The sequence below is a fragment of the Actinomycetota bacterium genome (assembly GCA_016700055.1).
Classification (GTDB): Bacteria; Actinomycetota; Acidimicrobiia; order Acidimicrobiales; family Ilumatobacteraceae; genus Kalu-18.
Map to the genome: position 1 here is coordinate 2,950,552 of CP064997.1, position 23,257 is coordinate 2,973,808.

Genomic DNA, 23,257 nt, shown 5'->3' on the forward strand with positions numbered 1-23,257 from the left:
ATGTGCCTCGGCGTGCCCGGGTTGATCGTCGAGCTCTACGACGACCGTGGAGTGCAGATGGCCGACGTCGACTTCGGCGGGGTGAGGCGGCCCGTGTGCATGGCTTACACACCGGACGCCGCCGTCGGCGACTACGCGATCGTGCACGCGGGGTTCGCCATCGCCCGCCTCGACGAAGCAGCTGCGCAGGAGTCGCTCGCGCTGTACCGCGAAATGGATGCGGGCGAAGAGGAGCCCTCGCCGTGAAGTACCTCTCCGAGTTCCGCGACCCGGAGATCGCGCAGTCGCTCCTCGCCCGGATCGAGGCCGCGGTGACGCGTCCGTGGGCGGTGATGGAGGTGTGCGGGGGGCAGACGCACTCGATCATCCGGTACGGGATCGACCAGCTGCTGCCGGAGGGCCTCTCGCTGATCCATGGGCCCGGTTGCCCGGTGTGCGTGACCCCGTTGGAGATGATCGATCGCTCGCTCGCGATCGCGGCCCGTGACGGTGTGGTCTTCTGTTCGTTCGGCGACATGTTGCGCGTGCCGGGCAGCAGCCGTGATCTCACCATGGTGCGGGCCGAGGGTGGCGACGTGAGGGTCGTGTACTCGCCGCTCGACGCGCTGGCGATCGCCCGTGACAACCTGGATCGCGAGGTGGTCTTCTTCGCCGTCGGTTTCGAGACCACCGCGCCGGCGACCGCGATGGCCGTGCACGTCGCCCGCCGCGAGGGACTCGGCAACTTCTCGATGCTCGTCAGCCACGTGCTGGTCCCTCCCGCGATCGGCGCGATCGCGGCCTCGGCGGCGTCGCGGGTGGACGGCTTCCTCGCCGCGGGCCACGTCTGCACCGTGATGGGGTCGGCGCCGTACGAACCGCTCTCCGAGCTGCACCAAGTGCCGATCGTGGTCACCGGCTTCGAGCCCGTCGACGTGCTCGACGGCATCCGGCGCTGCGTGCGCCAGCTCGAGTCCGGCCGCCACGAGGTGGAGAACGCCTACCCGCGCGCCGTGCGACGCGACGGCAACCCGGCGGCGAAAGCGATGCTCGACGACGTGTTCGACGTGTGCGACCGCCGGTGGCGCGGGATCGGCGTGATCCCGGCGAGCGGGTGGCGGCTGAGCGAGCGGTACGCGTCGTTCGACGCCGAACGGCGCTTCGACGTCGCCGACGTGCAGGTGGAGGAGCCGGCGCGCTGCCGAGCCGGTGACGTGCTCCAGGGTCTGATCACCCCCGACGAGTGCGAGTGCTTCGGCGGGGAGTGCACGCCGCGCAACCCGCTCGGCGCGCCGATGGTGTCCTCCGAGGGTGCCTGCGCCGCCTACTACCAGTACCGCTACCAGTACCGCGGCGCCGATGGCTGAGCAGCGACCCGGCGAGGGCGAGCTCGACGTTTCCGGGTGGACGTGCCCGGTGCCGCTGCGCCGCCATCAGCGCGTCGTGCTCGGGCACGGCGGCGGGGGAGTGCTGTCGGCGGAGTTGATCGAGCACCTCTTCCTGCCCGCATTCGGCGAGGCCGCGCGGACGGCGACCCTCGCCGACGCGGCGGTGCTCGAGCTGGGTGAAGGTGTGCGGCTGGCGTTCAGCACCGACTCGTACGTGGTGCGTCCCCTCGTGTTCCCCGGCGGCGACATCGGTGAGCTCGCGGTGTACGGAACGGTCAACGACCTGGCGATGCGCGGCGCCGTTCCACTGGCGCTCTCGACTGCCTTCGTCCTGGAGGAGGGACTGGAGCTGGCGCTGCTCGGGCGTGTGGCCGAGTCGATGGGCCGGGCCGCGCGTCGGGTCGGCGTCGGCCTCGTCACGGGCGACACCAAGGTGGTCGAAGCCGGGCACGGCGATGGGCTGTACGTGAACACGACCGGCATCGGCCTGGTACCCCGTGGTGTCGACGTGCGCCCGGACGGGGCCCGCCCCGGCGACGTGGTGATCGTCAGCGGTCCGATCGGCCTGCACGGCATCGCCGTGCTGAGCGTGCGTGACGGCATCGAGTTCGCCACGGAGGTCCGTTCGGACACCGCGCCGCTGCACGACCTCGTCGCCGCGATGCTTGCCGCGGCTGCCGGCGTCCACGTACTCCGTGACCCGACGCGGGGCGGCCTGGCCGCGTCACTGTGCGAGATCGCAGCCACGTCGGGCGCCGGAATCGAGATCGTCGAGTCCGCGGTGCCCGTGCCGGCCGAGGTCGAAGCCGCGTGCAACCTGCTCGGGCTCGACCCGTTGCACGTGGCGAACGAGGGCAAGCTGGTTGCCTTCGTCGCCGCCGACGATGCCGACGCCGTGCTCGCGGCGATGCAGGGCACCGAGGTGGGTGCGGGCTCGGTCGTCGTCGGCCGTGTCACCGCGGATCATCCGGGTCTCGTCGTGGCCCGCACCGCGCTCGGCGCGACGAGGATCGTCGACCGCCCGCTCGGCGAGCAGCTCCCGCGGATCTGCTGAGTGCGTGGTGCGTGGTGCGTGGCGCGGCCGTTGCGGCGATCTGCCGTGCCGTGATCAGCGCTCGGCGATCTCCACCGTCAGCTCGTAGGCACCGGCCACCTCCGGCCCGAGGCCGAGCGGGGCGGGGTCGAGGCCGAGCTCGTAGCGGATGGCCGCGGTCACCGCGTGGCGGATGATCGGGAACGAGACCTCGACCGGTACCGACGGAGGCACGCAGCCGTCCTCGCCGAGCGTGCGCAGCTGCGGCTGGGCGTCGAGCAGGGCGCGCAGCCCGTTGGCCTCGGCGACGCCGATGATCCCGCGGCCGTTGCCGAACGTGCAGAAGTCGTCGAAGCCGTTGTGCCCGACCCCTTCGATGATCCAGAGCCGGGTGGGCGAGGGTGCCGCCTCGAACGCGGGCCGGGTGCGTTCCTCGGCGGGCACGACCTCGTCGGTGGAGCCGGCGAGGAAGAACGACGGCTTGTCGGGCAGCGGCTCACCGGCGTCGACGGAGATGCCTGACGCCATCGAGACGTAGGCGTCGATGCGCTCGTCGGTGGCGGCGCGCATCACCGTGCCCCCGCCGGCGGAGTGGCCGAGCGCGACGACGTGGTTGGCGTCGACGTGGCCGTCGAAGCGGCCACCCGGCGTGGCGCCCTCGGCCACGATCAGCTCCAGTGCGCCGAGCAGCTCGTTGACGCTCTCCGACGGGTCACGGCTGCCGCTGCCGGAGAGCACGCTCGCGAGCGTCCTCGACGGGTGGTCCGGGGCGACGACGATCATCCCGTGGCTGGCGAGGTGCGAGGTGAGAAACGAGCTGTTCAGACGCATCCCGCTGAAGCCGTGGCTGAACAGCACCAGCGGGAACGCGCCGGGCTCCACCCACGCGTCGCGCCCGGCCGCGTAGACGAACGTCGCCGGCACGTCCGCAGTGAGGACCGCCCGGATCGCGTCGGGGACGAAGTCGCGGACGTCGTAGCCGTCGATGCCGGTCGTGCCCTGGATCGCCGGGTACCAGACCTCCACCTCTGGGCCCATGGGCAAGCTGAGTGTGGTGACGCCGACGGGGTGCGGACCGGGCTCCGCGTACGCGTAGGCGGCCATGAACACCTCGACGGGATCGAGGGTGGTCGACGGCGCCTCGGTGGCCGCGGGTGCGGTCGTGCCTGGCACGGTGGAGGGCGAGTTCGTCGTCGGCTGGGGCGCCGTGGTCGACACCTGGGGCGCAGTGTCGGCCGGGCCTGTGGTCGGCCCGCTCGGGTCGGTGTTGCCGGCGGCGGCGGAGCACGCGCTGAGCACCAACGTCGCCACGATCACCGCTGACGCCGACCGTCGCGTTGTCGCCCGCACTGCGCCAGACTCGCAGACTCCGCGACGTGTGCGGAAGCCCGGCGGGGATCGGCGCTCAGCCGTTTCGGGCCGCTATGGTGGCGGTCCCGCCAGGCAGTGCCGGGCGGATGGCGACGTGGCCGAGTGGCTTAGGCAAGGGCCTGCAAAGCCCTGTACAGGGGTTCGATTCCCCTCGTCGCCTCTCTCCGCTCTCGAACACTCCGTCGCGAACGCGTTGTTCTCGGTCGGATTTGTGACACATAGCGCGACTCATCCGACCGAGAACGACGCCGTCACGGACGGCCCGGAGGGCGGCCGCCGCCGCCGAACATGCCGGTGCCGGCCTCACCAGGGGTCGTGGTGGCCACGAGCGTGCCTCCCGAATATTCGCCGCCCTCGATCAGGCCGTCGGTCGCCGTGCCGGTGCTGCTGCCGCCGACGTACACCTCGTACGTCGCGGCGGCATCGATCAGCTCGGACGAGACGACGATGGACGAGAACGGCTTGCTCGGCGAGAAGGTCACGATCGCCGTGCCGTCGGTCGACTGCACGTGCACGAGAGTGCCGGCCGCCTGGGTGGCGAACGTCGCCAGCACCGATTGCTGGGCGGACGACGTGCTCGGTGCCATCGCCATGCCCGAGCTGCCGGTGGCGACCAGCAGGCCGCCGCTGATGTCGAACGTGCCGTCGTAGTCCAACGCCCCGTTCATGTCCTCGGTGGGGCCGTCGACGATGACGGTCCCGCCGGACATCGTCACCGGGCCGTTGATGTCGAGGCCGTCGCCTCCGGCGATCACGACGACGGTGCCGCCTTCGACGGTCAAGCTGTAGTTGCCGCCGGCGAAGCCGTCGCCGCCACCGCCAGGCCCGGCCATGCCCGAGGCGTCGTTGCCTCCGGCCGCGTTGATGCCGTCGTCGCTGGCGACGATGTCGATCCGCCCGCCGGTGATCGTGAGCGCGGCGCTCTCGAGCCCCTCGTACGAATCGGTCACGTTCACGCTGCCGCCGCTAACGAGGAGCGTGGCGTCGGCGTGCACACCGTCGTCTCCGGTCGACGCCACCACCTGGCCGGCGGCGATCACGACCGAGTCGTTGGAGTGGACGGCGTCGTCGGCTGCGTCGACGACCAGCGCGGAGCCGTCGACCACGACGCTCGCCGCACCCTTCACGCCCTTGGCCGAAGCGTCGGCTGCAATGGCGGCGTCGCTGCCATCGCCGGCCACGATCTCGACGTTGCCGCCGACGAGCACCACGTCGGTGCTCGCGTCCAGCCCGTCGCCTCCGGCGGTCACGTTCAGCGTGCCGCCTGCCACCGAGATCCAGCCGCGGGTGGCATCCTCGTCGTTGTCGGCCTTCACCCCGTCGCCCCCGGCGACGACGGTCACCGTGCCGGCGTCCACCGCGACGAAGTCCTTGCCGCGAATGCCGTCGTCGACGGCGTCGACCGTGATCGTGCCGCCGAGCACGACGAGTCCGTCCTTGCTGGCGATGCCGTCGTTGTAGGCGCCCTCGACCGCGAGCGAGCCGTTGCCGCCGATGGTGAGGTCGGCCGCGCTGAAGAGCGTCGCGTTGGGCTCGTCGGTGGAGGTGTCGGCGAACGTGTACGACGCCTCGTCGCTCAGGCGGTTCTCGGTGCCGTCGGCGAGCACGACGACCACCTCGTCGGCCGCGAGCACGGCGATGGGCGCGGTGGTGGAGCTGTGGATGTCGACGCCGTCGAGCACCAGTCGCACGGTCCCTTCGCCGGCGGACTCGACGACCACCTGTCCGTCGGTCAGTGTGCCGCTCAGCACGTACGTGCCTGCAGCAGAGATCGTCACCGTCGAGCCGTCCACGCTCACGCCTTCGCCGGAGGCGGTGGCGCTGTCGCCGCCGAGCACGATCTCCGCCGCGTCGTCGGCGTTCCAGTCGAGGTCGTCGGCCTGGTCGTGGCGCTCGCTGTTGGCGGCCAGGGTCTCGGCGCCGACACCGGTGGAGTCGGTTGCCTGCGCGGCCACCTCGGTGACGGTGCCGTCGGCGTCGCCGGAGGCCTCGTCCGTGGTGCCGCCGGTGTCGTTGGCCGTGTCGTCCGAGGTGTCGCCGGTGGTAGCTGCGTTCGTGTCGTCGGTGCCGGTTGTGGTCTCGACGGCGATGCTGTCGGTCGTGTCGGTGCTCGTCGAGCACGCGGCCAGTGCCGACAGGGCGAGGGTGCCGGCGAGGGCGAGGTTGCGGATGCTTCGCATGGGTGTCTTTCCTTCAGAGGTGGGGGAGGGGGTGAACGGGGAACTTGCGCGGACGGCGCGGCCGTCAGGCGAGGGCGGTCCAGGGGTGGAGCGACAGGGCGCGGTGCCACTTGTTGCGGGGTAGGTCGGGGTGCAGCGTCGCCATGCCCATCGCGAACTTGCTGACCTTCAGGGGTCGGATGTGCATCGCCCAGAGGGCACGATCCACGTCGCTCGGGCCGTGCGGGGTCTTCGTCTCCACGATGACGGTGTGCGCCGGCCCGGCTGTTCGCGCTCCGGTGCTGCACCTGAGGCCGATGTCGATCGTGGCCCGCGAGCCGCCGGTGACGATCGTGCTGCGGTCGTAGCGGGTGGTGAGCACCGGCTCCAGCCCGGGCAGGCATGGCTGCACCAGCTCGAAGCCCGAGAGGAACGCCCGGGACCCGTCCGTGAGCGTGCCCGCTAGCGATGCAGGGTGCGGGTGGCGGTGCTTCACGGTGCGGCCGCGGGCGTCACGCAACTTCACCTCGACGAAGCAGGCACCGGAATCGAGGTACCTGCGGGTACGCACCTTGAAGCGCCGCGGACGCCGGTGGGCCGCACCGAGGTACGAGTCGAGGGCCGGCGTGTCGAAGTACCGGGACTCGTAGCCGAACGACCGCCGCCCGTCGACGTCGAGGGCCCTGGAGGAGTCTCCCACCAGCGACAACAAGCCGGTGAACTGCTCGGGAGTGAGCAGGTACTTGCGGTCCGTGCGGGTCTGGAGCCGGGCGAACTCGTCGAGCTCGTCGAGCGTCACTGGGGCGAGCGCAGCAAGGGTTCGGTCCAACGTCGTCGCCCTCATCGCAGCATCTCGAGCTCGCTCGGCCCGGTGGTACCGCCGCCGGCCGGCCCGCTGGTCGCCCTCACCGGTACCTCGTAGCGAACGTCGACGACGGTCGTGTCGTTCACCAGGTCGACCTTGCGGACGGTGAAGCGGTGCACGGTGGCGCCGAGCAGGTCTTCGAGGCGGGCCTGGAGCACAGGCTCGCTCACGTACGCGTGGTCGAGGGTCACGATCTGGTGGCGGTACCGGCCGAACAGCGCGGGGTGATCACCGACGAACATGACGACGACGATGGCCGCCATCAGCGCCGGGCTGAGCCAGCCGGGCGACACCGCGAAGCCGCCGAGCAGGCCAAGGGCCAGCGCGCCGAAGAAGTAGGCGATCTCGTGCTGGTCCATCTCGGCCGAGCGGAGTCGGATGATCGACAGCACGCCGAACAGGCCGAGCCCCAGCCCGGCGCTGAGCTCGGCCGACGACAACGCCTGCGTCACGCCGAGGACCCCGACGTTGATTCCGAGGTACGCGACGACCATGTCGCGGCGCCGGTGGCGGGGGAAGTAGACGCCAAGTACCAGGAGGGAGACGGCGACGAGGTCTAGGGCGAAGAGCAGGGCCAGTGACATTGGGTGGCTCCGATGGTCGGGGGCGAACGTTGGCGTCCGCTGTCTGGTGAGTCACCCGCAGGTCTACGCAGCGAAGCTGAGCGTCGGCTGTGAGCCACCGCACAGGATCCCTGGACCGCGTGCTCACCTTCGTTCTCGGTCGGATTTGTGACACATAGCGCGACTGATCCGACCGAGAACGCGCTGGCGGACGGCGGGTTTAACGTGCTGGGGTGGCTGAGGTGATGGTGCCGATCTTCAGAGTCGCCGACGCCCGGGCGGCTGCGCAGTGGTACGCCCGGATGGGGTTCCGTGTCGCCGGCGAGCACCGATTCGCGCCAGGCCTGCCGCTCTACCTCTTCTTGGAGCGAGGGGGCGTGTGGCTGCACCTCTCCGAGCACCTCGGAGACGCGACGCCCAACACGCTCGTGTACTTCTGGGTCGACGACGTCGACGCCATCGCCGCCGAGTTCGCCGCCGAGGTGCACGAGGAGCCTTGGGCTCGAGAGATCGAGCTGACCGATCCAGACGGCAACCGGCTGCGCGTCGGCACGCGTTCTCGGTCGGATTTGTGACACATAGCGCGACTGATCCGACCGAGAACGAAGGGGGGTCGTAAGGTCGGCGGGCATGCCAGGCATGTCGCAAATCACGAGCATCGGCGCGATCGACACCATGATCGGGTTTCCGCACCGGGACATGAAGGCGCTCTACAAGTTCATCACCGACCAGGTGAAGGACCGTGAGTCCAAGGACGAGTTCGAGTTCCCCGCCGAGTACATGTTCAAAGACGTCCCCGACAAGCAGCTGCGCACCGAGGAGGACCCCGTCGGCGTCACCCTGCGGGAGATGGACCGCTGGGGGATCGCGCGGGGGATGATCGGCGTCGGCGACGAGGCCGGGCTCGGCGAAGAAGCGCTGCGCCGGCATCCCGACCGCTTCATCCCGTCGGCAAGCGTCGACCCGAACCGGGGGATGGAGGGGATCCGCGAGATCGTGCGCCTCCACGAGACCTACGGCATCCGCGCTGTCGGGGTGTTCCCGTCGGGCACGTTCCCGCAGGTCGCGATCAACGACAAGCTGATGTACCCGATCTACGCGAAGTGCTGTGAGCTCGACATCGCCTTGTTCTGCTGCGCGGGCGTGCCTGGCCCGCGCCTGCGGATGGCACCCCAGCGGGTGGAGCTGATCGACGAGGTGATGTACGACTTCCCCGACCTGCGCTTCGTCACCCGCCACGGCTGCGAACCGTGGACGGAGCTCGCCGTGAAGCTGATGCTGAAGTGGCCGAACCTCTACTACTCGACGTCGGCATTCGCCCCCAAGCACTACCCGAAGGCGATCATCGACTACGCCAACACGCGCGGTGCCGGCAAGATCATCTACGCCGGCTACTTCCCGATGGGGCTCTCGCTGGAGCGGATCATGACCGAGATGGAGCAGGTGCCGTTCAAGGCCGAGGTGTGGCCGCAGTTCCTGCGCGACAACGCCGCCAAGGTGCTGAAGCTCGACGGCGCCTGACCGCACCCGGCCTGAACCCGCTGGACCATGTCGCCCTAGGGTGAGCACATGAGCGATTCGACCCAGCCCGTGACGCGCCTCGACGACGTCGAGTCACTCGTGGCGGTACAGCCCGACAGCACCCTTTCGCGGGTCGTGCTGCAGGCCCCCGGTGCCCGCGTGGTGCTGTTCGCGTTCGACGCCGGCCAGGAGCTCACCGAGCACACCGCGAGTGTGCCCGTGCTGTTGCAGGTGCTCTCCGGCGAGCTCGAGGTGAGCGCCGGTGGGGAGACGTTCGACCTTCGCCCGGGCGGCCTCGCGCATCTCGAGGGCAAGCTGGCCCACTCCGTAGTCGCCCGCGAGCCGACGGTGCTCCAGCTCACGATGCTGCAGCCGCAGGCCGGCTGAGCTCCGCTCGCCGTCACCCGAGGGCGTCGCGTTACGGTGCGAGCCGGCGCGGGCGGATCAGCCCGGCCAGGTCCGCCAAGGGGGCACGAAGTGATCAAGGTCAGCGTTCTGTATCCGGCCGGCGACGGCATCACGTTCGACATGGACTACTACAAGACCAAGCACATGGAGATCGTCCAGCGGGTGATGCCCGGGCTGCGCAAGGTCGAGATCGACAGCCGTGTCGACGGCCCCTACATCGCCGTCGGGAACCTCTACTTCGACTCGCTCGAAGCTCTCGGCGCGGCGATGGGCGGTGCCGGCGAGGCGATGGCCGACGTCGTCAACGTCACGAACGCGCAGGCGGTGCTGCAGACGTCCGAGGTCGTCACCGGCTAGGTCGTCACGGGCTGGGTCGTTTTCGGGCTGGGTCGCCGCGGGCTGGCCCGCTCTTGCTCAGCCCTGCGTGCCCACCAGCAGGTCGCGGAAGGGCACGTCGCGATCGACCGCTGGTTCGCGGGGCAGGCCGAGCACGCGGTCACCGATGATGTTCTTCTGGATCTCGTCGGTGCCGCCGGCGATGCTCGACTGGAAGCTGTTCAGCATGATCCTTGCCCAGTTCTCGGCGCGGTCCCCGGGCATCCACGCGTCGGAGTCGTGGCCGAGGACATGGCTGATCAGGGGACGGCAGATGCGGGCGATCTTCGCGCCGTGCAGCTTGCCGAGCGATCCGCCCGGGCCCGGCGCCTTGCCGGCCTTCAGCTCGGCGCGGGTGCGCATCGACACGAGCGACTTCGTGAGCTCCTCGCTGTAGAGCGCCATCAAGCGCTGGCGCAGCACGGGGTCGGTGATCGTGCCCCGCCGAGTGGCCTCCGCGATCAGCATGTCCGCGTTCGGGTGGCTCACCCCGCTCGTCGCGCCGGTGCCGATCGCGACGCGCTCGTACATCAGCATCGCCGTGGCCTGGTTCCAGCCGTTGTTCAGCTCGCCGAGCAGCCAGTCGGCGGGGATGCGGGCATCGGTGAGGAAGACCTCGTTGAAGTGGCTGCCACCGTCGATCTGGTGGATGGGCCGGATCTCGACGCCCGGGCCGCGCATGTCGAGGATGAACATCGAGATGCCGGCGTGCTTCGGCGCGTCGGGATTGGTGCGGGCGATGATCACGCCGAACTCGCAGTGATGGGCCAACGTGGTCCACACCTTCTGACCGTTCAGCACCCACTCGTCGCCGTCGCGCACGGCCTTCGTCTGGAGGCTCGCCACGTCGCTGCCCGCACCCGGCTCGGAGAACATCTGGCACCACAGCTCCTCACCGGAGATGTTCTTCGGGAGGAACCGTGCCTTTTGCTCGTGGGTGCCGAAGTCGTTGAGCACGGGTAGGCACATGCCGTGGCTGATCGTCAGCTCGAACGTCATGTTCGGGTAGTGGGCGTACTCCTCGCGCCAGATGCGCTCGTGGGCTCGGGTCAGCCCGGCGCCGCCGAACTCGGCCGGGTACGCCAACCCGGCGAGGCCGGCCTCGGCCAGCGCCTTCTGGAACCGGCGGCCAGCGGTCAGTGATCTGTCGCCACGCGACTCGGGCCCGCCAGAGCTGATGCCTGTGGCGTGGGCGTCGAGGAACTCCCGACACCGGGTCCGGAAGGCCTCTGCCTCGACGGCGCTCAGCTCGTCCTCGGTGCTCGTGCTCATGCGGTGGATGCTTGCACGCGCCGCCGCGTTATGGGGAACCCGGGAAGTGGTCGCGTAGCGATCAGCCGGGGCGAGCGCCGAGGGCGGGCCAGGATCCCAGCTGATCCAGGGCACGCACGGTGGAGGGCACCGCCGCTCGCGGCACCGGGTGGCTGATCAGGAAACCCTGCGCCTTGTGGCAGCCGAGCTCGCCGAGGATCTGGAGCTGGCGGACGTCCTCCACCCCCTCGGCCACCGTGTCGAGCCCCAGCGAGCGCCCCATGGCGACGATCGCGCGCACCAGCGAGCGCGCGCTCGGGTCGGTGGCGAGCCCGCACACGAAGGCCTGGTCGATCTTCAACCGGTTGATCGGGAACCGCTGGAGCAGCGACAGCGACGAATAGCCGGTGCCGAAGTCGTCGATCGCGATCCGTACGCCGAGCGCCCTGATCCGGCGCAAGGTGGCGAGGGCCTGCTCGGGCTCGGTCACCATCACCCCCTCGGTCACCTCCAGCCAGAGCTGGCGCGCCGGCACGCCGGAGCGGATGAGCGCTTCGTTGACGATGCCGAGGAAGTTCGGGTCGCGGAGCTGTCTCGGCGACACGTTGACCGACATCGACGCCATCGGCCCGCACTCGCCTTCGTCGATCCACGAACGCAGGTGGGTGAGCGCTTCGACGAGCGCCCAGGACCCGATCGGCACGATCGTGCCGGTCTCCTCGGCGATGGGGATGAACTCCCCTGGCGGCACGAACGTGCCCTCCGCGCGCTCCCAGCGCATCAGCGCCTCGAACCCGTCGACGTCACCGTGCTCGATGTCGATGACCAACTGGTGATACAGCCTCAGCTCGTCGTGCTCGAGTGCCCTGTAGAGCGCGGTCTCCGTGGCAAGGCGGTGCGACGCGCTGTGCAGCATCGACTCGTCGTACAAGGCGATGCTGTTGCGGCCACGGTTCTTGGCCCGGTACATCGCCGCGTCGGCGGCGCGCAGCAGGTCGTCTGCATACTCGTTCGCGTTCGGGTTGGCGCTCGCGACCCCGATGCTCGGCGTGACGAAGAGATCGCCCGTGCGCAGCGTGATCGGCTCGCGAAAGGCATCCAGCACCTTGTCGGCCAACGCCATCGCGGCGTCGGGACCGCTCGATCCGGGGTCGAGCACGACGAACTCGTCACCGGCGATCCGCCCGACCGTCGCGCCCGCGGGGACGACGTCGAGCAGCCGGGCGGCGACCGTGGTGAGCACGATGTCACCGACGGCGTGCCCGAGGCTGTCGTTGATCGTCTTGAACCGGTCGAGGTCGATGAACAGCACCGCCGGCCGGCGCCCGGACTCCCAGGAAGCAGCCAACGCGCCGGAGATCATCTCGATCAGCAGCGCCCGGTTCGCCAGCTCGGTCAGGGGATCGGTGTGGGCGGACTGGCGCAGTGCGGCGTGCTCACGGTTGCTGGCCCTCGACCGATGCGCGGCCCGCGCGGCAACCGCGAGCACGGCGGCGATGGCGAGCGCGCGAGCGGCCACGCCCCGTGCACTCCAGAAGACGATCCACACCCCGACCAGCGCCACCGCGCCGTCGACAAGGGCGCCCGAGGACCAGAACCTCCCGTGCCCACGTTCGGTAGCCATGTGACCACGCAATGTAGTTTCAGTCGGTGATCGAACGTGGGAATGGTCGCTGCGGGGTACGGTGTGCCACCACGCCGCGGCGCTGGCCAAACACCACATGACAACACGAGCCTCCACCGCCTCCGTCGTCGTCCCCGGTTCGCACCTCATGCCCGCGCTGCTCGGCACGCGTGACGCACATCTGCGCCGCATCGAGGCTGCGTTCCCCGACACCGAGATCCACGTGCGCGGCAACGAGGTGTCCCTCAGTGGCGCCGGCGCCGCCGCCGTCGGGCACCTGCTCGAAGAGCTCGTGCTCCTGCTGCAGCGCGGCGAGCCACTCGACGACGCCACCATCGGGCGCAGCATCGACATGATCCGCGCCGACGAGCGGCCGAGCACGGTCCTCACCGACGACATCATGCGCAGTGCGCGCGGGCGGTCGATCCGCCCCAAGACCGCCGGGCAGAAGCGGTACATCGATGCCGTCCGGGCGAACGTGATCACGTTCGGCATCGGCCCGGCCGGCACGGGCAAGAGCTGGCTCGCGGTGGCGATGGCGGTCCAGGCCTTGCAGGCCAAGGCGGTGCAGCGGATCATCCTCACCCGGCCCGCGGTCGAAGCCGGCGAGCGTCTCGGATTCCTGCCCGGCGACCTGATGGCCAAGGTCGACCCGTACCTACGCCCGCTGTACGACGCGCTCTACGACATGCTCGAACCCGACGGTGCCCAGCGGATGCTCGAGCGCCAGGCGATCGAGGTGGCACCGCTCGCGTTCATGCGGGGGCGCACCTTGAACAACAGCTTCATCATCTTGGACGAGGCCCAGAACACGACGCCGGAGCAGATGAAGATGTTCCTCACGCGCATCGGCTTCGGGTCCAAGGTCGTGGTCACCGGCGACGTCACCCAGATCGACGTCCCCGACGGGCGCAGCGGTCTCGCCGGGTTGGAGCGCATCCTCACCGACATCGACGGGCTCGCGTTCGTGCACCTGACTGCGGCAGACGTAGTGCGGCACCGCATCGTCGCCGACATCGTCGCCGCGTACGAGAGAGGCCCGACCGGTGGGTGAGGCGTCCCGGCCACGCCTCGGCAGGCAGCGCCGCGTCGGTGGCGACGAGGCGGCCGAGGTGTTCTGCGCCGACGAGCAGACCGAGGTGCCCGTCGACGTGGCGCGCTGGCAGCGTCTTGCCGAAGCGGTGCTCGTGGCCGAAGGCGTGCGCGGGGGCACCGAGCTCTCGCTGCTGTTCATCGACCGAGCGTCGATCACCGAGCTCAACGAGACCCACCTCGGCGCCGCGGGGCCGACCGACGTGCTCTCGTTCCCGATCGACGCCGGTGAGCTGGTGGAGATCGTCGCCGGCCCCGGAGGGGCGACCCGCGGGCCCGACCGCCCGCCCGGCGACCTGAGCGACCTGCCGCTGCTGCTCGGCGACGTGGTCATCTGCCCCGCCGTCGCCGCGGAGCAGGCCGGCGGGCACGCAGGCACCATCGAGGACGAGCTGGCCCTGCTCGTGGTGCACGGCATCTTGCACGTGCTCGGTCACGATCACGCCGAGCCGGACGAGGCCGCCCGCATGCGCCGGCGTGAGCTCGAGCTGTTGGAGGCCCACCACTGGGGTGCTCCGCCGCCGGCCGGTTTCCGCCAGGAGCACTCGGCATGATCGCGGCCTCGTTCACCTCCGTCGATCTCGTCATGGCGATCGTGATCGTGCTGCTGCTGTTCATCCTCGTGCTGCTCGCCGTCGCCGAAACCTCGCTGAACCGGATCTCGCGGGTGAAGGCGAAGGCGATCGCCGAATCGAGGGGCACCAAGGCGGCGCAGTCGCTAGAGCGCCTCGTCACGCATCCGGAGCGGTTCATCAACCCGGTGCTGGTGACGATCACGTTGTGCCAGACCGGTCAGGCGTTCCTCACCTCGCTGCTCGCCTCCCGGCTGTTCGGGGCGGTCGGGGTGGCGGTCGCCTTCTTGCTCAACGTGGTCGTGTTCTTCGTGGTGTCCGAGGCGATGCCGAAGACATGGGCGGTGCTGTCGGCCGAGCGCGCGGCGCTCGCCACGGCCCGGTTCACCGAGGCGCTGGTCAACTTCCCGCCGCTGCAACTGCTCTCCCGGGGCTTGATCGGGTTGACGAACGTCCTGTTGCCCGGCAAGGGGCTGAAGCAAGGCCCGTTCGTCTCGGAGCAAGAGCTGCTCGGGATCGTCGGTGCCGCCGCCGACGACGAGGTGATCGAGCACGAGGAGCGCGAGCTGATCGAGTCGATCATCGAGTTCGGCGACACCGTGGCTCGCGAAGTGATGGTGCCGCGACCCGACATGGTCGTCGTGAGCAGCTCGGAGAGCGTCACCGCCACGCTCGACCTCGCGCTCGAGCACGGCTTCTCCCGCCTGCCGGTGGTGCAAGAGGACGGCGACGACGTGATCGGCCTCGCGTACACGAAGGACTTGATGCAGGCGGAGCGCACCGGCGGCGGGTACCGCCCGGTCACCGAGTTCTTGCGTCCGGTGCGGTTCATCCCCGAGAACAAGGCCGTCGCTCGGCTGATGCGCGAGATGCAGGCCGAGAAGGCGCACCTCGCGATCGTCGTCGACGAGTACGGCGACATCGCCGGGCTGGTCTCGCTGGAGGACTGCCTCGAGGAACTGGTCGGCGAGATCCACGACGAGTACGACAACGAGACCGCCGAGGTCGAGGCGCTGGACGACGGCGGCTACCTCGTCGACGGCGGCACCAGTGTGTCTGACCTGAACGAGCTGCTCGGCCTCGGCCTGCCCGACGAGGAGTGGGACACGGTCGGCGGGTTCGTGTTCGGCACGCTGGAACACGTACCGGTACCCGGCGAGACGGTGGACCACGAAGACTGGCGCTTCCTGGTCGAAGAGGTGGAAGGGCGCCGTGTCCGCCGGGTGCGGGTCAGTGCGATCGGTGCCCGCCACCGCCACTTGGGCCATCACCACGCCGAGCCCGACCCCGGCGAGCGTCACGCCGACCCGCTGGTCGCCGACGAACCCTCCAGTTCTCGGTCGGATTTGTGACACATAGCGCGACTCATCCGACCGAGAACGGAGGGGCGCGCTAGGCCGCCGCTAGCGCTTCGGCGCGGGCTAGTGCTGCCGGCCGCACCGGCCAGGCGCCCACGACCAGCGCGACGAGGGTGACCACGCCTCCGGCGATGAACGGGGCCCTGATGTCGACGTGGTAGGCCAGCTGGCCGCCGATCAACGCACCGATCGCCACCGATCCGGTGCCGAGCCAGCGGAAGATGCCGTTCACGCGGCCGAACAAGTGCTTGGGGATGAGCCGTTGGCGAAGCGACACCGAGATCACGTTCCAGACCGTCGTCGCCATGCCTTCGGCGGCCGCGATCAGCGCCACCATCCACACGCTCGTGGCCAGCCCCATCGCGATCTGGCACATCCCGAACGCGAAGTAGGCGCCGAGCAGAGCTGACGACGAGCCGAGGCGCTCGGCGAAACGATCGCCGAGCAGACCACCGGCAACTGCGCCGAGAGCCATCACCGCGAGCAGCAGGCCGTACCCGCGCTCGCTGACCCCCAGCTCCTCGGCCGCGAACTTGACGAACACCGCGTATCCGAAGTGCAGGCCGAGGTTCACCGCGGCGAGCAGCATCGCGAGGCTGAGCAGCAGGGGGCTGGCGAACAGCCAGCGGAATCCGTCGGAGAGCTCGGTGCGGAATGGGCTCGGCAGTTTGGACGAGGTGGGAGCCGAACCCGGCGCGAACCGGATGCTGGCGATCAGCGCCGCCGCCAGCAGGAAGGAAGCGGCGTTGATGCCGAAGGGCAGCCCGATCATCGCCACGAACAGCCACGCCCCGATCGGCAGCCCGACGAACCCGTTGCCGACGACCTCGGTGGCGTACAGGATCCCGTTCGCTCTCGGGAGCTGCTCCGGTTGGACGATCGACGGCAGGAAGGCTTGCGCCGTGCTGTCGAACAGCACCTCGCCGATGCCGACCCCGACCAGGATGACGAGCAGCCCCTCGATCCCGAGGCGACCGGTGGCTGCGCCGACGGCGATCACGGCGAACAGCGCCGCGCGCACGACGTTCGCGATGACCATCGTGTGCTGGCGGTCCCAGCGGTCGATCCAGACTCCGATCGGCAACGAGAAGATGAGCCAGGGCAACGAGGCGGCGAACGTCACCGCGGCGATCATCCGGGCGTCGTCGGTGAGGCTGTACGCGAGCAGCGGCATCGCGGCCAGGTTCATGCCGTCACCGGTGTTCGACACTGCGGTGGCGCCCCACTGGCGCCAATAGGCGGACGGTAGACGCGCCGGGTCTGCCGCGCGGCCAGCCCTCATCGCCTCGCCAGCCCCGTCATCAGGCCGCGAAACTACCCCGTCCGTGACAGCAGTTCCGTGCGACGCACCTTGCCGAGTGCAGTTCGCGGCACGACGGTCACGAGTTGCAGCTCGCGCGGCGCGCAGAACGTGGCGAGATCTGCCTTCACGTGCGCGCGCAGCTCGTCGAGGGTGGGGGGCTCGACCTCGTCGGCGGGGACCACGAACGCCACCACCCGCTGGCCCCACACCGGGTCGGCGCGCCCGGCGACGGCGACGTCGGCGACGGCGCGATGGCTGCGCAACGACCGCTCGACCGCGTCCGGCCACACGTTCTCGCCGCCGGTGATGATCAGCTCGCCGCGGCGACCGGCGACCGTGAGCCGGCCGTCGGGCAGCAGGCCACCGAGGTCGCCCGTCGCGAACCAGCCGTCCGCGTCCAACGGATCGTGGCCGTCGCGGTAGCAGCGCAGAAGCATCGGACCGCGCACGTGGATCTCGCCTGCGTCGTCGACGCGGATCTCGACGCCGGGGAGGGCATGCCCCTCGTAGACCACCCCGCTACCGGTCTCGGTCATACCGTAGGTGGCGACGGTGTTGTCTGGGCGGGCCGCGGGCGGGGGACCACCGCCGAGCAGGATGACCCGGAAGAGGCGGGGGTCGATCCGGGGGAGTGCCGTCGCGACGAGCGAGACGAGGGTGCACCCTGCGCGAGCGGCGGCGCCAACCTGCTCGGCGTCGAAGCCGGGCAGCACCGTGAGTCCGGTGCCGGTGACGAGCGCCCTCGTCACCACCGAGAGGCCCCCGACATGGGCGAGCGGCAGGCACGCGAGCCATCGGTCGCCGCTCGATACGTCGAGCCAGGTGCTCGACGCCCGCGCCGAGGCCGCGACGGCGTCATGGGTGAGCACGACCCCCTTCGGCTCACCGGTCGATCCGCTGGTGGCCACCACGAGGGCGTCGCCGGGCTCGGTCGGTCGCCCTCCGGGGAGACTGCGTTCCTCGAGGCCTTCGTCGATGACACTCCCCGGCGCCATCGACGCGGTCACCGCCCTCTTCGCCTTCGGCGGCAGGCGCTGGTCCACCGGGAAGGCGGTGTCGCCGCGGTCCCACACCCGGCGCAGGGCGTCGACGAAGTCGGGCCCCCCGGGCAGGTCGAGAGCGACGAGCGACGCCACGCGGACAGGTTAAGGGCGCTGGCAGACTGGCGACATGAACCGCTGGGTGATCGGTGCACGACCGCGCACGCTTCCTGCCGCCGTCGTGCCCGTGGCCGTCGGGGCGGCGTGCGCGGTGGGCGAGGGCGGTGCGGTCTGGTGGCGCGTCCCTGTGGCGCTGGTCGTCAGCCTCGCCCTGCAGGTGGGGGTCAACTACGCCAACGACTACAGCGACGGCGTACGGGGCACCGACGACGCCCGGGTCGGCCCGACGCGTCTCGTGGCCTCCGGTCTGGCGACACCGCGGTCCGCGAAGCGCGCCGCGCTCGTGGCCTTCGGCGTCGCCGCCGTGGCCGGGTTGGCCCTCGCCGCGACGACCACGTGGTGGCTGCTCGCGGTAGGGGCGGCGTGCCTGCTGGCCGGCTGGTTCTACACGGGTGGGCCGCGGCCCTACGGGTATCTCGGGCTGGGCGAGTTGTTCGTGTTCGTGTTCTTCGGGCTCGTCGCCACCGCGGGCACGACCTTCGTCGTCGTCGAGCGGGTAACGGCGCTGTCGCTCGTCGCTGCCGCCGGAGTCGGGTTCCTCGCTTGCGCGTTGCTGGTGGTCAACAACCTGCGTGACATCCCCTCCGACACCTCCGTCGGCAAGCGGACGCTCGCGGTGCGCCTCGGCGACGCGCGCACGCGCCAGATGTACGTGCTGCTCGTCGCCGGCGCTCTCCTCGCGGCCGCAGCGACGGCGCCGTGGCGGCCGCTCGCGCTCGCGGCCGTACCCTTCGCCGCGGCGGCTGCCGTCAGACCCGTCGTCGCCGTACGCCGCGGTGCCAAGGGGGCAGAGCTCGTCACGGTGCTCGCCGGCACGGGCGGGTTGCAGCTCGTCTACGGCGCGTCGCTCGCGCTCTTCCTCTCGCTCGGTGCCTGAAGCTGTTCCACAGGGTGGGCCTGCAGGAACTCGCGCACGAGGCGGATCACCTCGGCAGGTCGTTCGAGGTGCGCGGCGTGTCCGGCGTCGGGCACCACCGCAAGTTCGGCTCGGGGCATCGCTGACTTCATCCGCCGCGCGATCTCGGTGAACTTGTGATCGCGCTCCCCGGTGATCAGGAGTGTCGGGCACGTGATCCGGCCGATCTCGGGCCACAGATCGGCCTGCGTGCCGGTGCCGCAGCGGCGCAGGCTCGACGCGAGACCGGCGGCCGTGTTGCCGCCCCGCTCGGCGCGGTCGGCGGGGTCGTCGGGCAGCCCGGCGAACATCGGGTTCGACAGCCACCGGTCGAGGAACGCCTCGACCCCGTCACGCTCGAGGTCTTCGGCCAACTGCTCGTCGCTGCGCCGGCGCGCCGCCCGCTCGGCCGGGTCGGAGATGCCAGGGGTGGCGCCGACGAGCACGAGCCGTTCGACGAGCGCGGCGTGGGCGAGTGCCAGGTGAAGGCACAGCCGGCCACCCATCGAGTAGCCGACGTACGTTGCCCGCCCTCCCGCCGCGCCGAGGAGTGCGGCGCCATCCGGGAGGTCGGTGTCGACGTCGGCTGATCCGCCGTGGCCGGGGGCGTCCACCGCGCTCACGTGGTAGCGCTCGGCCAGCTGGCGGGCGATCGGCAGCCACGAGCGCCCGGTCTGGGTGAAGCCGTGCACCAGCACCAGGCGTTCCCCGCCGCCGAGCGACCAGGTGGCGAGCGCGCGCGCCTTGTCGGCCATCGACGGTGACGATAGGCCCCTATCGTGTCGAGCCGATGGACGCGCGGCAGGCTTTCGGGGTCGTCCAGGCGACGTGGTGCGCGACGCTCGTCGACGAATGGGTGGCGCAAGGACTGGCCCACGCAGTGGTGTCACCGGGATCGCGCTCCACCCCGATGGCACTCGCGCTGGCCGCCCGCGACGAGATCCGCGTACACGTCGTGCTCGACGAGCGCTCCGCCGGGTTCGTCGCGCTCGGCATCGGGGAGGCCACCGGCCGGGCGGCGGCCGTGCTGTGCACCAGTGGTACCGCCGCGGTGCACCTCCACGCGGCGGTGGTCGAAGCCGACCTGGCGGGGTTGCCACTGCTCGTGCTCACCGCCGATCGGCCACCGGAGCTGCATCACGTCGGTGCTCCCCAGACGATCGACCAGACGCGCCTGTACGGGCCGGCGGCGCGCTGGTACCACGACCCCGGAGTCGCCGACGCATCGGTGGCGGGCACCTGGCGAGCGGTGGCGGCGCGGTCGCTGGCGGCCACCGGCGCCCCGCATCCCGGCCCGGTGCACCTGAATCTGGCGTTTCGCGACCCGCTCGTCGCACCCGCGGGGGAGCTGCCGGCGCGGCGCGGCGCCAGCGACCGTGCTCCAGTCACGTGGCCGGCAGCGCTCGCCGCCGACCCGGCGGACGTGGCTCGGCTCGCCCGGGTTGTCGACGCCCAGCGCGGTGTGATCGTCGCCGGCCGCGGGGCCGGCTCGCCCGAGGCGGTCGGCCGGCTGTCGGACGCCGCCGGGTGGCCGGTGCTGGCCGACCCGCGCAGCGGTTGCGGCCAACTCCCCGGCGCGGTGCGTGCTTTCGACAGCATCCTGCGCCACCACGAGTTCGCCGCCGCACACGCCCCCCAGGTGGTCGTGCGGCTCGGGGATCCCCCGGCGTCGAAGGTGCTGGCCGAGTGGGCGGCTGCCAGCGGGGCGGTGCAGGTGCATGTCGGGGCGCGCCCTCGGGTGGTCGACCCCGAACATGCCGTCACGCACCGCGTCGTCGGCGATCCGGCAGCGGTGTGCGCGGTTCTGGCCGCGGAGCTGCGCGGCGCGAGCGGCACGCCCTGGCTCGCCCGCTGGCGCCGCGCGGAACAGCTCGCCGAGGCTGCGCTGGCGGCCGCGCTCGCCGACGAGGCCGAGCTCACCGAGCCGGGGGCGGCGCGCACCGTCCTGCAGTCGCTGCCGGAAGGCGCGCACCTGGTGGTGTCGTCCTCGATGCCGGTGCGCGACGTCGAGTGGTTCGCCGGATCCCGTGCCGGCGTGAGCACGCACGCGAACAGGGGAGCGAACGGCATCGACGGCGTGGTGGCCACCGCGATCGGGATCGCTCTCGGCACGCGGCGCCCCGTCGGCCTGCTGATCGGCGACGTCGCGTTCGTGCACGACTCCTCGTCGCTCGCCGCCTTGGCGCGAAGGGACGCCGACGTGCGGATCGTCGTCGTCGACAACGACGGTGGCGGGATCTTCTCGTTCCTGCCGCAGGCGACCGAGCTGGCGAGCGACCGGTTCGAGCAGTTGTTCGGCACCCCGCACGGCACCGACGTGCCCGGCCTGGCCGCGGCCCACGGCCTGCCGACGTGCACCGCCGTCTCCACCGCCGACCTCGCCGCCGCCGTCGCGGTCCCGGGCCCGCACGTCGTGCGCGTGCGCACCGACCGGCAGTCGAACAAGGCGGTGCACGATGCGCTGCACCGCGCCGTGCACGACGCGCTCGGAGGAGCGCTCGGCTGAACGCTAGGGGCGCACGAGCGCGGAGAGCATCGCCTGCAACTTGGCCTGCGTCTCGCCCAACTCCGCCGCCGGATCGCTGTCGGCGACGATGCCGCCGCCGGCGAAGAGCCGCGCCCGGCGACGGTCGGGAGACAGCTCGGCGCAGCGGATCGCCACCGCCCACGTGCCGTTGCCGTGCGCGTCGACCCAGCCGACGGCGCCGCCGTAGCGGCCCCGCTCGAATCCCTCGACGTCTGCGATGAGGCGTAGCGCGGCGTCTCGCGGATGGCCGCCGAGCGCCGGGGTGGGCGACAGCGCGCGCACCAGCTCGACTACCGTCGGCGTCGGGTCGCTGAGTCGTCCCTCCACCGCGCTGCCGAGGTGCTGCACGTTGGCCACCGGCACGATCGAGGGCTCCGCTTCCCAATCGAGGTAGCTGCACCACGGCAGCAAGGTGTCGTGGACGACCTCGATCACCACCCGGTGCTCGACCTGGTCCTTCATGCTGGCGACCAGCGCCGCAGCCAAGCGCTCGTCGGTGGCCGGATCACCCGTTCGCGGTGTGGTGCCGGCCAGCGGGTGGGAGCGCACCACGTCGCCGGCCACGGCGACGAGCAGCTCCGGCGAAGCGCCGATCAGCCCGTCGACGGAGTAGCGGTAGCTGGAGCCGAAGCTCGCCCGCAGGCGCAGCAGCACGGAATGGACGTCGATCGGGCGGTCGCTCTCCACCAGCACGTCCCTCGCGATCACCACCTTCGTCAGCAGACCGGAGCGGACGGCGTCGCGGGCGGTGGCGACGGCATTCAGATACGTGTCGACCGGTGTCAGCGCTGAGACGGTGAACGCTGCCGCGCTGGGAGCGGGCGGTGGCGCAGAGTCGAGCGCCTCGGACCGCGCATCGTCGACGACCGTCGACCAACACCGGCCGTCGTCGTCTCTGCAGATGGTCACCGCCGGGACGACGAGCTCGGCCGGCGCCCCTGGTTCGAACGGCACGCAGCCGATGGCCACCGGCCCGCACCCGGGATGGCCGGGCGCCTGTTCGTGCTCGATCGAGCGCAGCAACTCGACCGCTTCGTCGACATCGACCCGAGCGGCGACGCCCCGCCCGGCCACTCCGATGCCGTCGCGCACGAACAGGTAGCCGTCACCGCGGGCGAACGCGTCGAGGTCGAGGTCGCCCGCGACCCTGCTGGTTACCGCTCGCATCCGGTCAGCTCGCCGTGCCGGTGAAGAGCTGGGTGATGCCACCGGTCAGGGGTCGATGAACGGCGTCGGCGAACCCGGCGCGCTGCAGCTCGGCGACCAGCACGGGGGGTTCGGGCAGGTAGGCGACGCTGCGTGGCAGGTACCGGTAGGCCCCGGGGTCGGACAGCAGGGCACCGATCTTCGGCACCACCCGGCCGAAGTACACGCCGTTGCCCCAGCGGACGAGGGCGTTGCGGGGCACGCCGACGTCGAGCAGGGCGATGCGCCCGCCGGGGCGCACGACGCGGCCGAGCTCGGCGAAGAACGCCGGCAGGTCGACGAGGTTGCGCAACGCGAAGCCGCAGACGGCACCGTCCACCGCCGAGTCGCGCAGCGGCAGACGGACGATGTCGGCCTGCACCCGCGGCGCCCCGCTGCGGTCTTCGGCGAGCATCCCGAAGCTGAAGTCGATCGAGAGCGGTCGGTGGCCGGCGCGAGCGAGATCGATGCACAGGTCCCCGGTCCCACTCGCGAGGTCGGCCACCACGCTGCCCGGCGCCAGCGCGAGGTCGCGGACCGCGCGCCGGCGCCAACGCACGTCGAGGCGGAAGGTCATGATCCGGTTCAAGAGGTCGTAGCGCGGCGCGATCGTGTCGAACATCTCGCG

General features: G+C 71.0%; 23 protein-coding genes and 1 tRNA gene. 13 read left to right on the forward strand and 11 right to left on the reverse strand.

Translation table 11 applies throughout. The features are described 5' to 3' along the window. From IPM43_14270 to hypE, 3 genes are read left to right on the forward strand one after another with little or no spacing between them, the layout of a single operon-like run. A complete protein-coding gene (locus tag IPM43_14270) occupies window positions 1–246 on the forward strand; it encodes a HypC/HybG/HupF family hydrogenase formation chaperone (GenBank protein QQS24544.1) in 246 nt (81 codons plus the stop codon). Further along, a complete protein-coding gene (gene hypD, locus IPM43_14275; protein ID QQS24545.1) occupies window positions 243–1,346 on the forward strand; it encodes a hydrogenase formation protein HypD in 1,104 nt (367 codons plus the stop codon). Before IPM43_14270 ends, hypD begins: the two co-directional genes overlap by 4 nt. Further along, window positions 1,339–2,421, forward strand: a complete 1,083-nt coding sequence (gene hypE / locus IPM43_14280; protein ID QQS24546.1) for a hydrogenase expression/formation protein HypE — start codon at window positions 1,339–1,341, stop codon at window positions 2,419–2,421. The genes hypD and hypE overlap by 8 nt, the downstream gene beginning before the upstream one ends. A 54-nt stretch (window positions 2,422–2,475) precedes the next feature. On the opposite strand, the gene IPM43_14285 is transcribed toward hypE, so the two are convergent. Then, window positions 2,476–3,717, reverse strand: coding sequence for a hypothetical protein (locus tag IPM43_14285; GenBank protein ID QQS24547.1), 1,242 nt, complete (start codon window positions 3,715–3,717; stop codon window positions 2,476–2,478). Window positions 3,718–3,859: 142 nt separating this feature from the next. On the opposite strand from IPM43_14285, the gene IPM43_14290 reads away from it, so the two are divergent. Continuing rightward, window positions 3,860–3,931: transfer RNA gene (locus IPM43_14290), tRNA-Cys, on the forward strand. Between the two features lie 91 nt (window positions 3,932–4,022). On the opposite strand, the gene IPM43_14295 is transcribed toward IPM43_14290, so the two are convergent. From IPM43_14295 to IPM43_14305, 3 genes are all read right to left on the reverse strand, one after another. Beyond that, on the reverse strand, window positions 4,023–5,951 hold the full coding sequence (locus IPM43_14295; GenBank protein ID QQS24548.1) for a carbohydrate-binding domain-containing protein: 1,929 nt from the start codon (window positions 5,949–5,951) through the stop codon (window positions 4,023–4,025). 64 nt (window positions 5,952–6,015) lie between these two features. Then, the gene (locus IPM43_14300) at window positions 6,016–6,774 is read right to left on the reverse strand and encodes a polyphosphate polymerase domain-containing protein (GenBank protein QQS24549.1); all 759 of its coding nucleotides are present in this window, start codon (window positions 6,772–6,774) and stop codon (window positions 6,016–6,018) included. Continuing rightward, window positions 6,771–7,379, reverse strand: a complete 609-nt coding sequence (locus IPM43_14305) for a DUF4956 domain-containing protein (protein ID QQS24550.1) — start codon at window positions 7,377–7,379, stop codon at window positions 6,771–6,773. Before IPM43_14305 ends, IPM43_14300 begins: the two co-directional genes overlap by 4 nt. A 212-nt stretch (window positions 7,380–7,591) precedes the next feature. On the opposite strand from IPM43_14305, the gene IPM43_14310 reads away from it, so the two are divergent. The 4 genes from IPM43_14310 to IPM43_14325 all read left to right on the forward strand — a co-directional run bounded on the left by IPM43_14310 (window position 7,592) and on the right by IPM43_14325 (window position 9,644). Further along, window positions 7,592–7,933, forward strand: a complete 342-nt coding sequence (locus IPM43_14310; protein QQS24551.1) for a VOC family protein — start codon at window positions 7,592–7,594, stop codon at window positions 7,931–7,933. A gap of 64 nt (window positions 7,934–7,997) precedes the next feature. Then, window positions 7,998–8,879, forward strand: coding sequence for an amidohydrolase family protein (locus IPM43_14315; protein QQS24552.1), 882 nt, complete (start codon window positions 7,998–8,000; stop codon window positions 8,877–8,879). 48 nt (window positions 8,880–8,927) lie between these two features. Continuing rightward, entirely contained in the window at window positions 8,928–9,266 is a 339-nt protein-coding gene (locus IPM43_14320; GenBank protein ID QQS24553.1) for a cupin domain-containing protein, read from the forward strand. A gap of 90 nt (window positions 9,267–9,356) precedes the next feature. Further along, the gene (locus IPM43_14325; protein ID QQS24554.1) at window positions 9,357–9,644 is read left to right on the forward strand and encodes an EthD family reductase; all 288 of its coding nucleotides are present in this window, start codon (window positions 9,357–9,359) and stop codon (window positions 9,642–9,644) included. A gap of 57 nt (window positions 9,645–9,701) precedes the next feature. Here the strand turns inward: IPM43_14325 and IPM43_14330 are convergent, their stop codons facing one another. Then, window positions 9,702–10,934, reverse strand: a complete 1,233-nt coding sequence (locus IPM43_14330) for an acyl-CoA dehydrogenase family protein (protein QQS24555.1) — start codon at window positions 10,932–10,934, stop codon at window positions 9,702–9,704. 61 nt (window positions 10,935–10,995) lie between these two features. Then, a complete protein-coding gene (locus IPM43_14335; protein QQS24556.1) occupies window positions 10,996–12,537 on the reverse strand; it encodes a bifunctional diguanylate cyclase/phosphodiesterase in 1,542 nt (513 codons plus the stop codon). 97 nt (window positions 12,538–12,634) lie between these two features. On the opposite strand from IPM43_14335, the gene IPM43_14340 reads away from it, so the two are divergent. The 3 genes from IPM43_14340 to IPM43_14350 are packed head-to-tail and all read left to right on the forward strand — an operon-like array spanning window position 12,635 to window position 15,553. After that, window positions 12,635–13,591: a PhoH family protein gene (locus IPM43_14340; protein ID QQS24557.1), complete on the forward strand. Its 957-nt coding sequence runs from the start codon at window positions 12,635–12,637 to the stop codon at window positions 13,589–13,591. Continuing rightward, the gene (gene ybeY / locus IPM43_14345) at window positions 13,584–14,183 is read left to right on the forward strand and encodes an rRNA maturation RNase YbeY (GenBank protein ID QQS24558.1); all 600 of its coding nucleotides are present in this window, start codon (window positions 13,584–13,586) and stop codon (window positions 14,181–14,183) included. The genes IPM43_14340 and ybeY overlap by 8 nt, the downstream gene beginning before the upstream one ends. Then, on the forward strand, window positions 14,180–15,553 hold the full coding sequence (locus IPM43_14350; protein ID QQS24559.1) for an HlyC/CorC family transporter: 1,374 nt from the start codon (window positions 14,180–14,182) through the stop codon (window positions 15,551–15,553). Before ybeY ends, IPM43_14350 begins: the two co-directional genes overlap by 4 nt. Window positions 15,554–15,593: 40 nt before the next feature. Here IPM43_14350 and IPM43_14355 read toward each other — a convergent pair whose 3' ends face one another. Together IPM43_14355 and IPM43_14360 are read right to left on the reverse strand one after the other, a co-directional pair. Continuing rightward, window positions 15,594–16,769: an MFS transporter gene (locus IPM43_14355; GenBank protein QQS24560.1), complete on the reverse strand. Its 1,176-nt coding sequence runs from the start codon at window positions 16,767–16,769 to the stop codon at window positions 15,594–15,596. 104 nt (window positions 16,770–16,873) lie between these two features. Then, window positions 16,874–17,998, reverse strand: a complete 1,125-nt coding sequence (locus tag IPM43_14360) for an AMP-binding protein (GenBank protein ID QQS24561.1) — start codon at window positions 17,996–17,998, stop codon at window positions 16,874–16,876. A gap of 34 nt (window positions 17,999–18,032) precedes the next feature. Here IPM43_14360 and IPM43_14365 point away from each other — a divergent pair, with 34 nt between their 5' ends. Beyond that, the gene (locus IPM43_14365) at window positions 18,033–18,899 is read left to right on the forward strand and encodes a 1,4-dihydroxy-2-naphthoate polyprenyltransferase (protein ID QQS24562.1); all 867 of its coding nucleotides are present in this window, start codon (window positions 18,033–18,035) and stop codon (window positions 18,897–18,899) included. Here IPM43_14365 and IPM43_14370 read toward each other — a convergent pair. Next, window positions 18,857–19,672 carry an alpha/beta fold hydrolase gene (locus IPM43_14370; GenBank protein QQS24563.1) on the reverse strand — a complete coding sequence of 272 codons (816 nt, stop codon included), beginning with the start codon at window positions 19,670–19,672 and terminating at the stop codon, window positions 18,857–18,859. The genes IPM43_14365 and IPM43_14370 overlap by 43 nt on opposite strands. Window positions 19,673–19,707: 35 nt before the next feature. On the opposite strand from IPM43_14370, the gene menD reads away from it, so the two are divergent. Further along, the gene (gene menD / locus IPM43_14375) at window positions 19,708–21,423 is read left to right on the forward strand and encodes a 2-succinyl-5-enolpyruvyl-6-hydroxy-3-cyclohexene-1-carboxylic-acid synthase (protein QQS24564.1); all 1,716 of its coding nucleotides are present in this window, start codon (window positions 19,708–19,710) and stop codon (window positions 21,421–21,423) included. A 3-nt stretch (window positions 21,424–21,426) separates the two neighbouring features. Here menD and IPM43_14380 read toward each other — a convergent pair whose 3' ends face one another. Both IPM43_14380 and IPM43_14385 read right to left on the reverse strand, forming a co-directional pair. Then, window positions 21,427–22,611 carry an isochorismate synthase gene (locus IPM43_14380; GenBank protein QQS24565.1) on the reverse strand — a complete coding sequence of 395 codons (1,185 nt, stop codon included), beginning with the start codon at window positions 22,609–22,611 and terminating at the stop codon, window positions 21,427–21,429. A gap of 4 nt (window positions 22,612–22,615) precedes the next feature. Next, window positions 22,616–23,251, reverse strand: coding sequence for a ubiquinone/menaquinone biosynthesis methyltransferase (locus IPM43_14385; GenBank protein ID QQS26476.1), 636 nt, complete (start codon window positions 23,249–23,251; stop codon window positions 22,616–22,618). Between the last annotated feature and the right edge of the window lie 6 nt (window positions 23,252–23,257).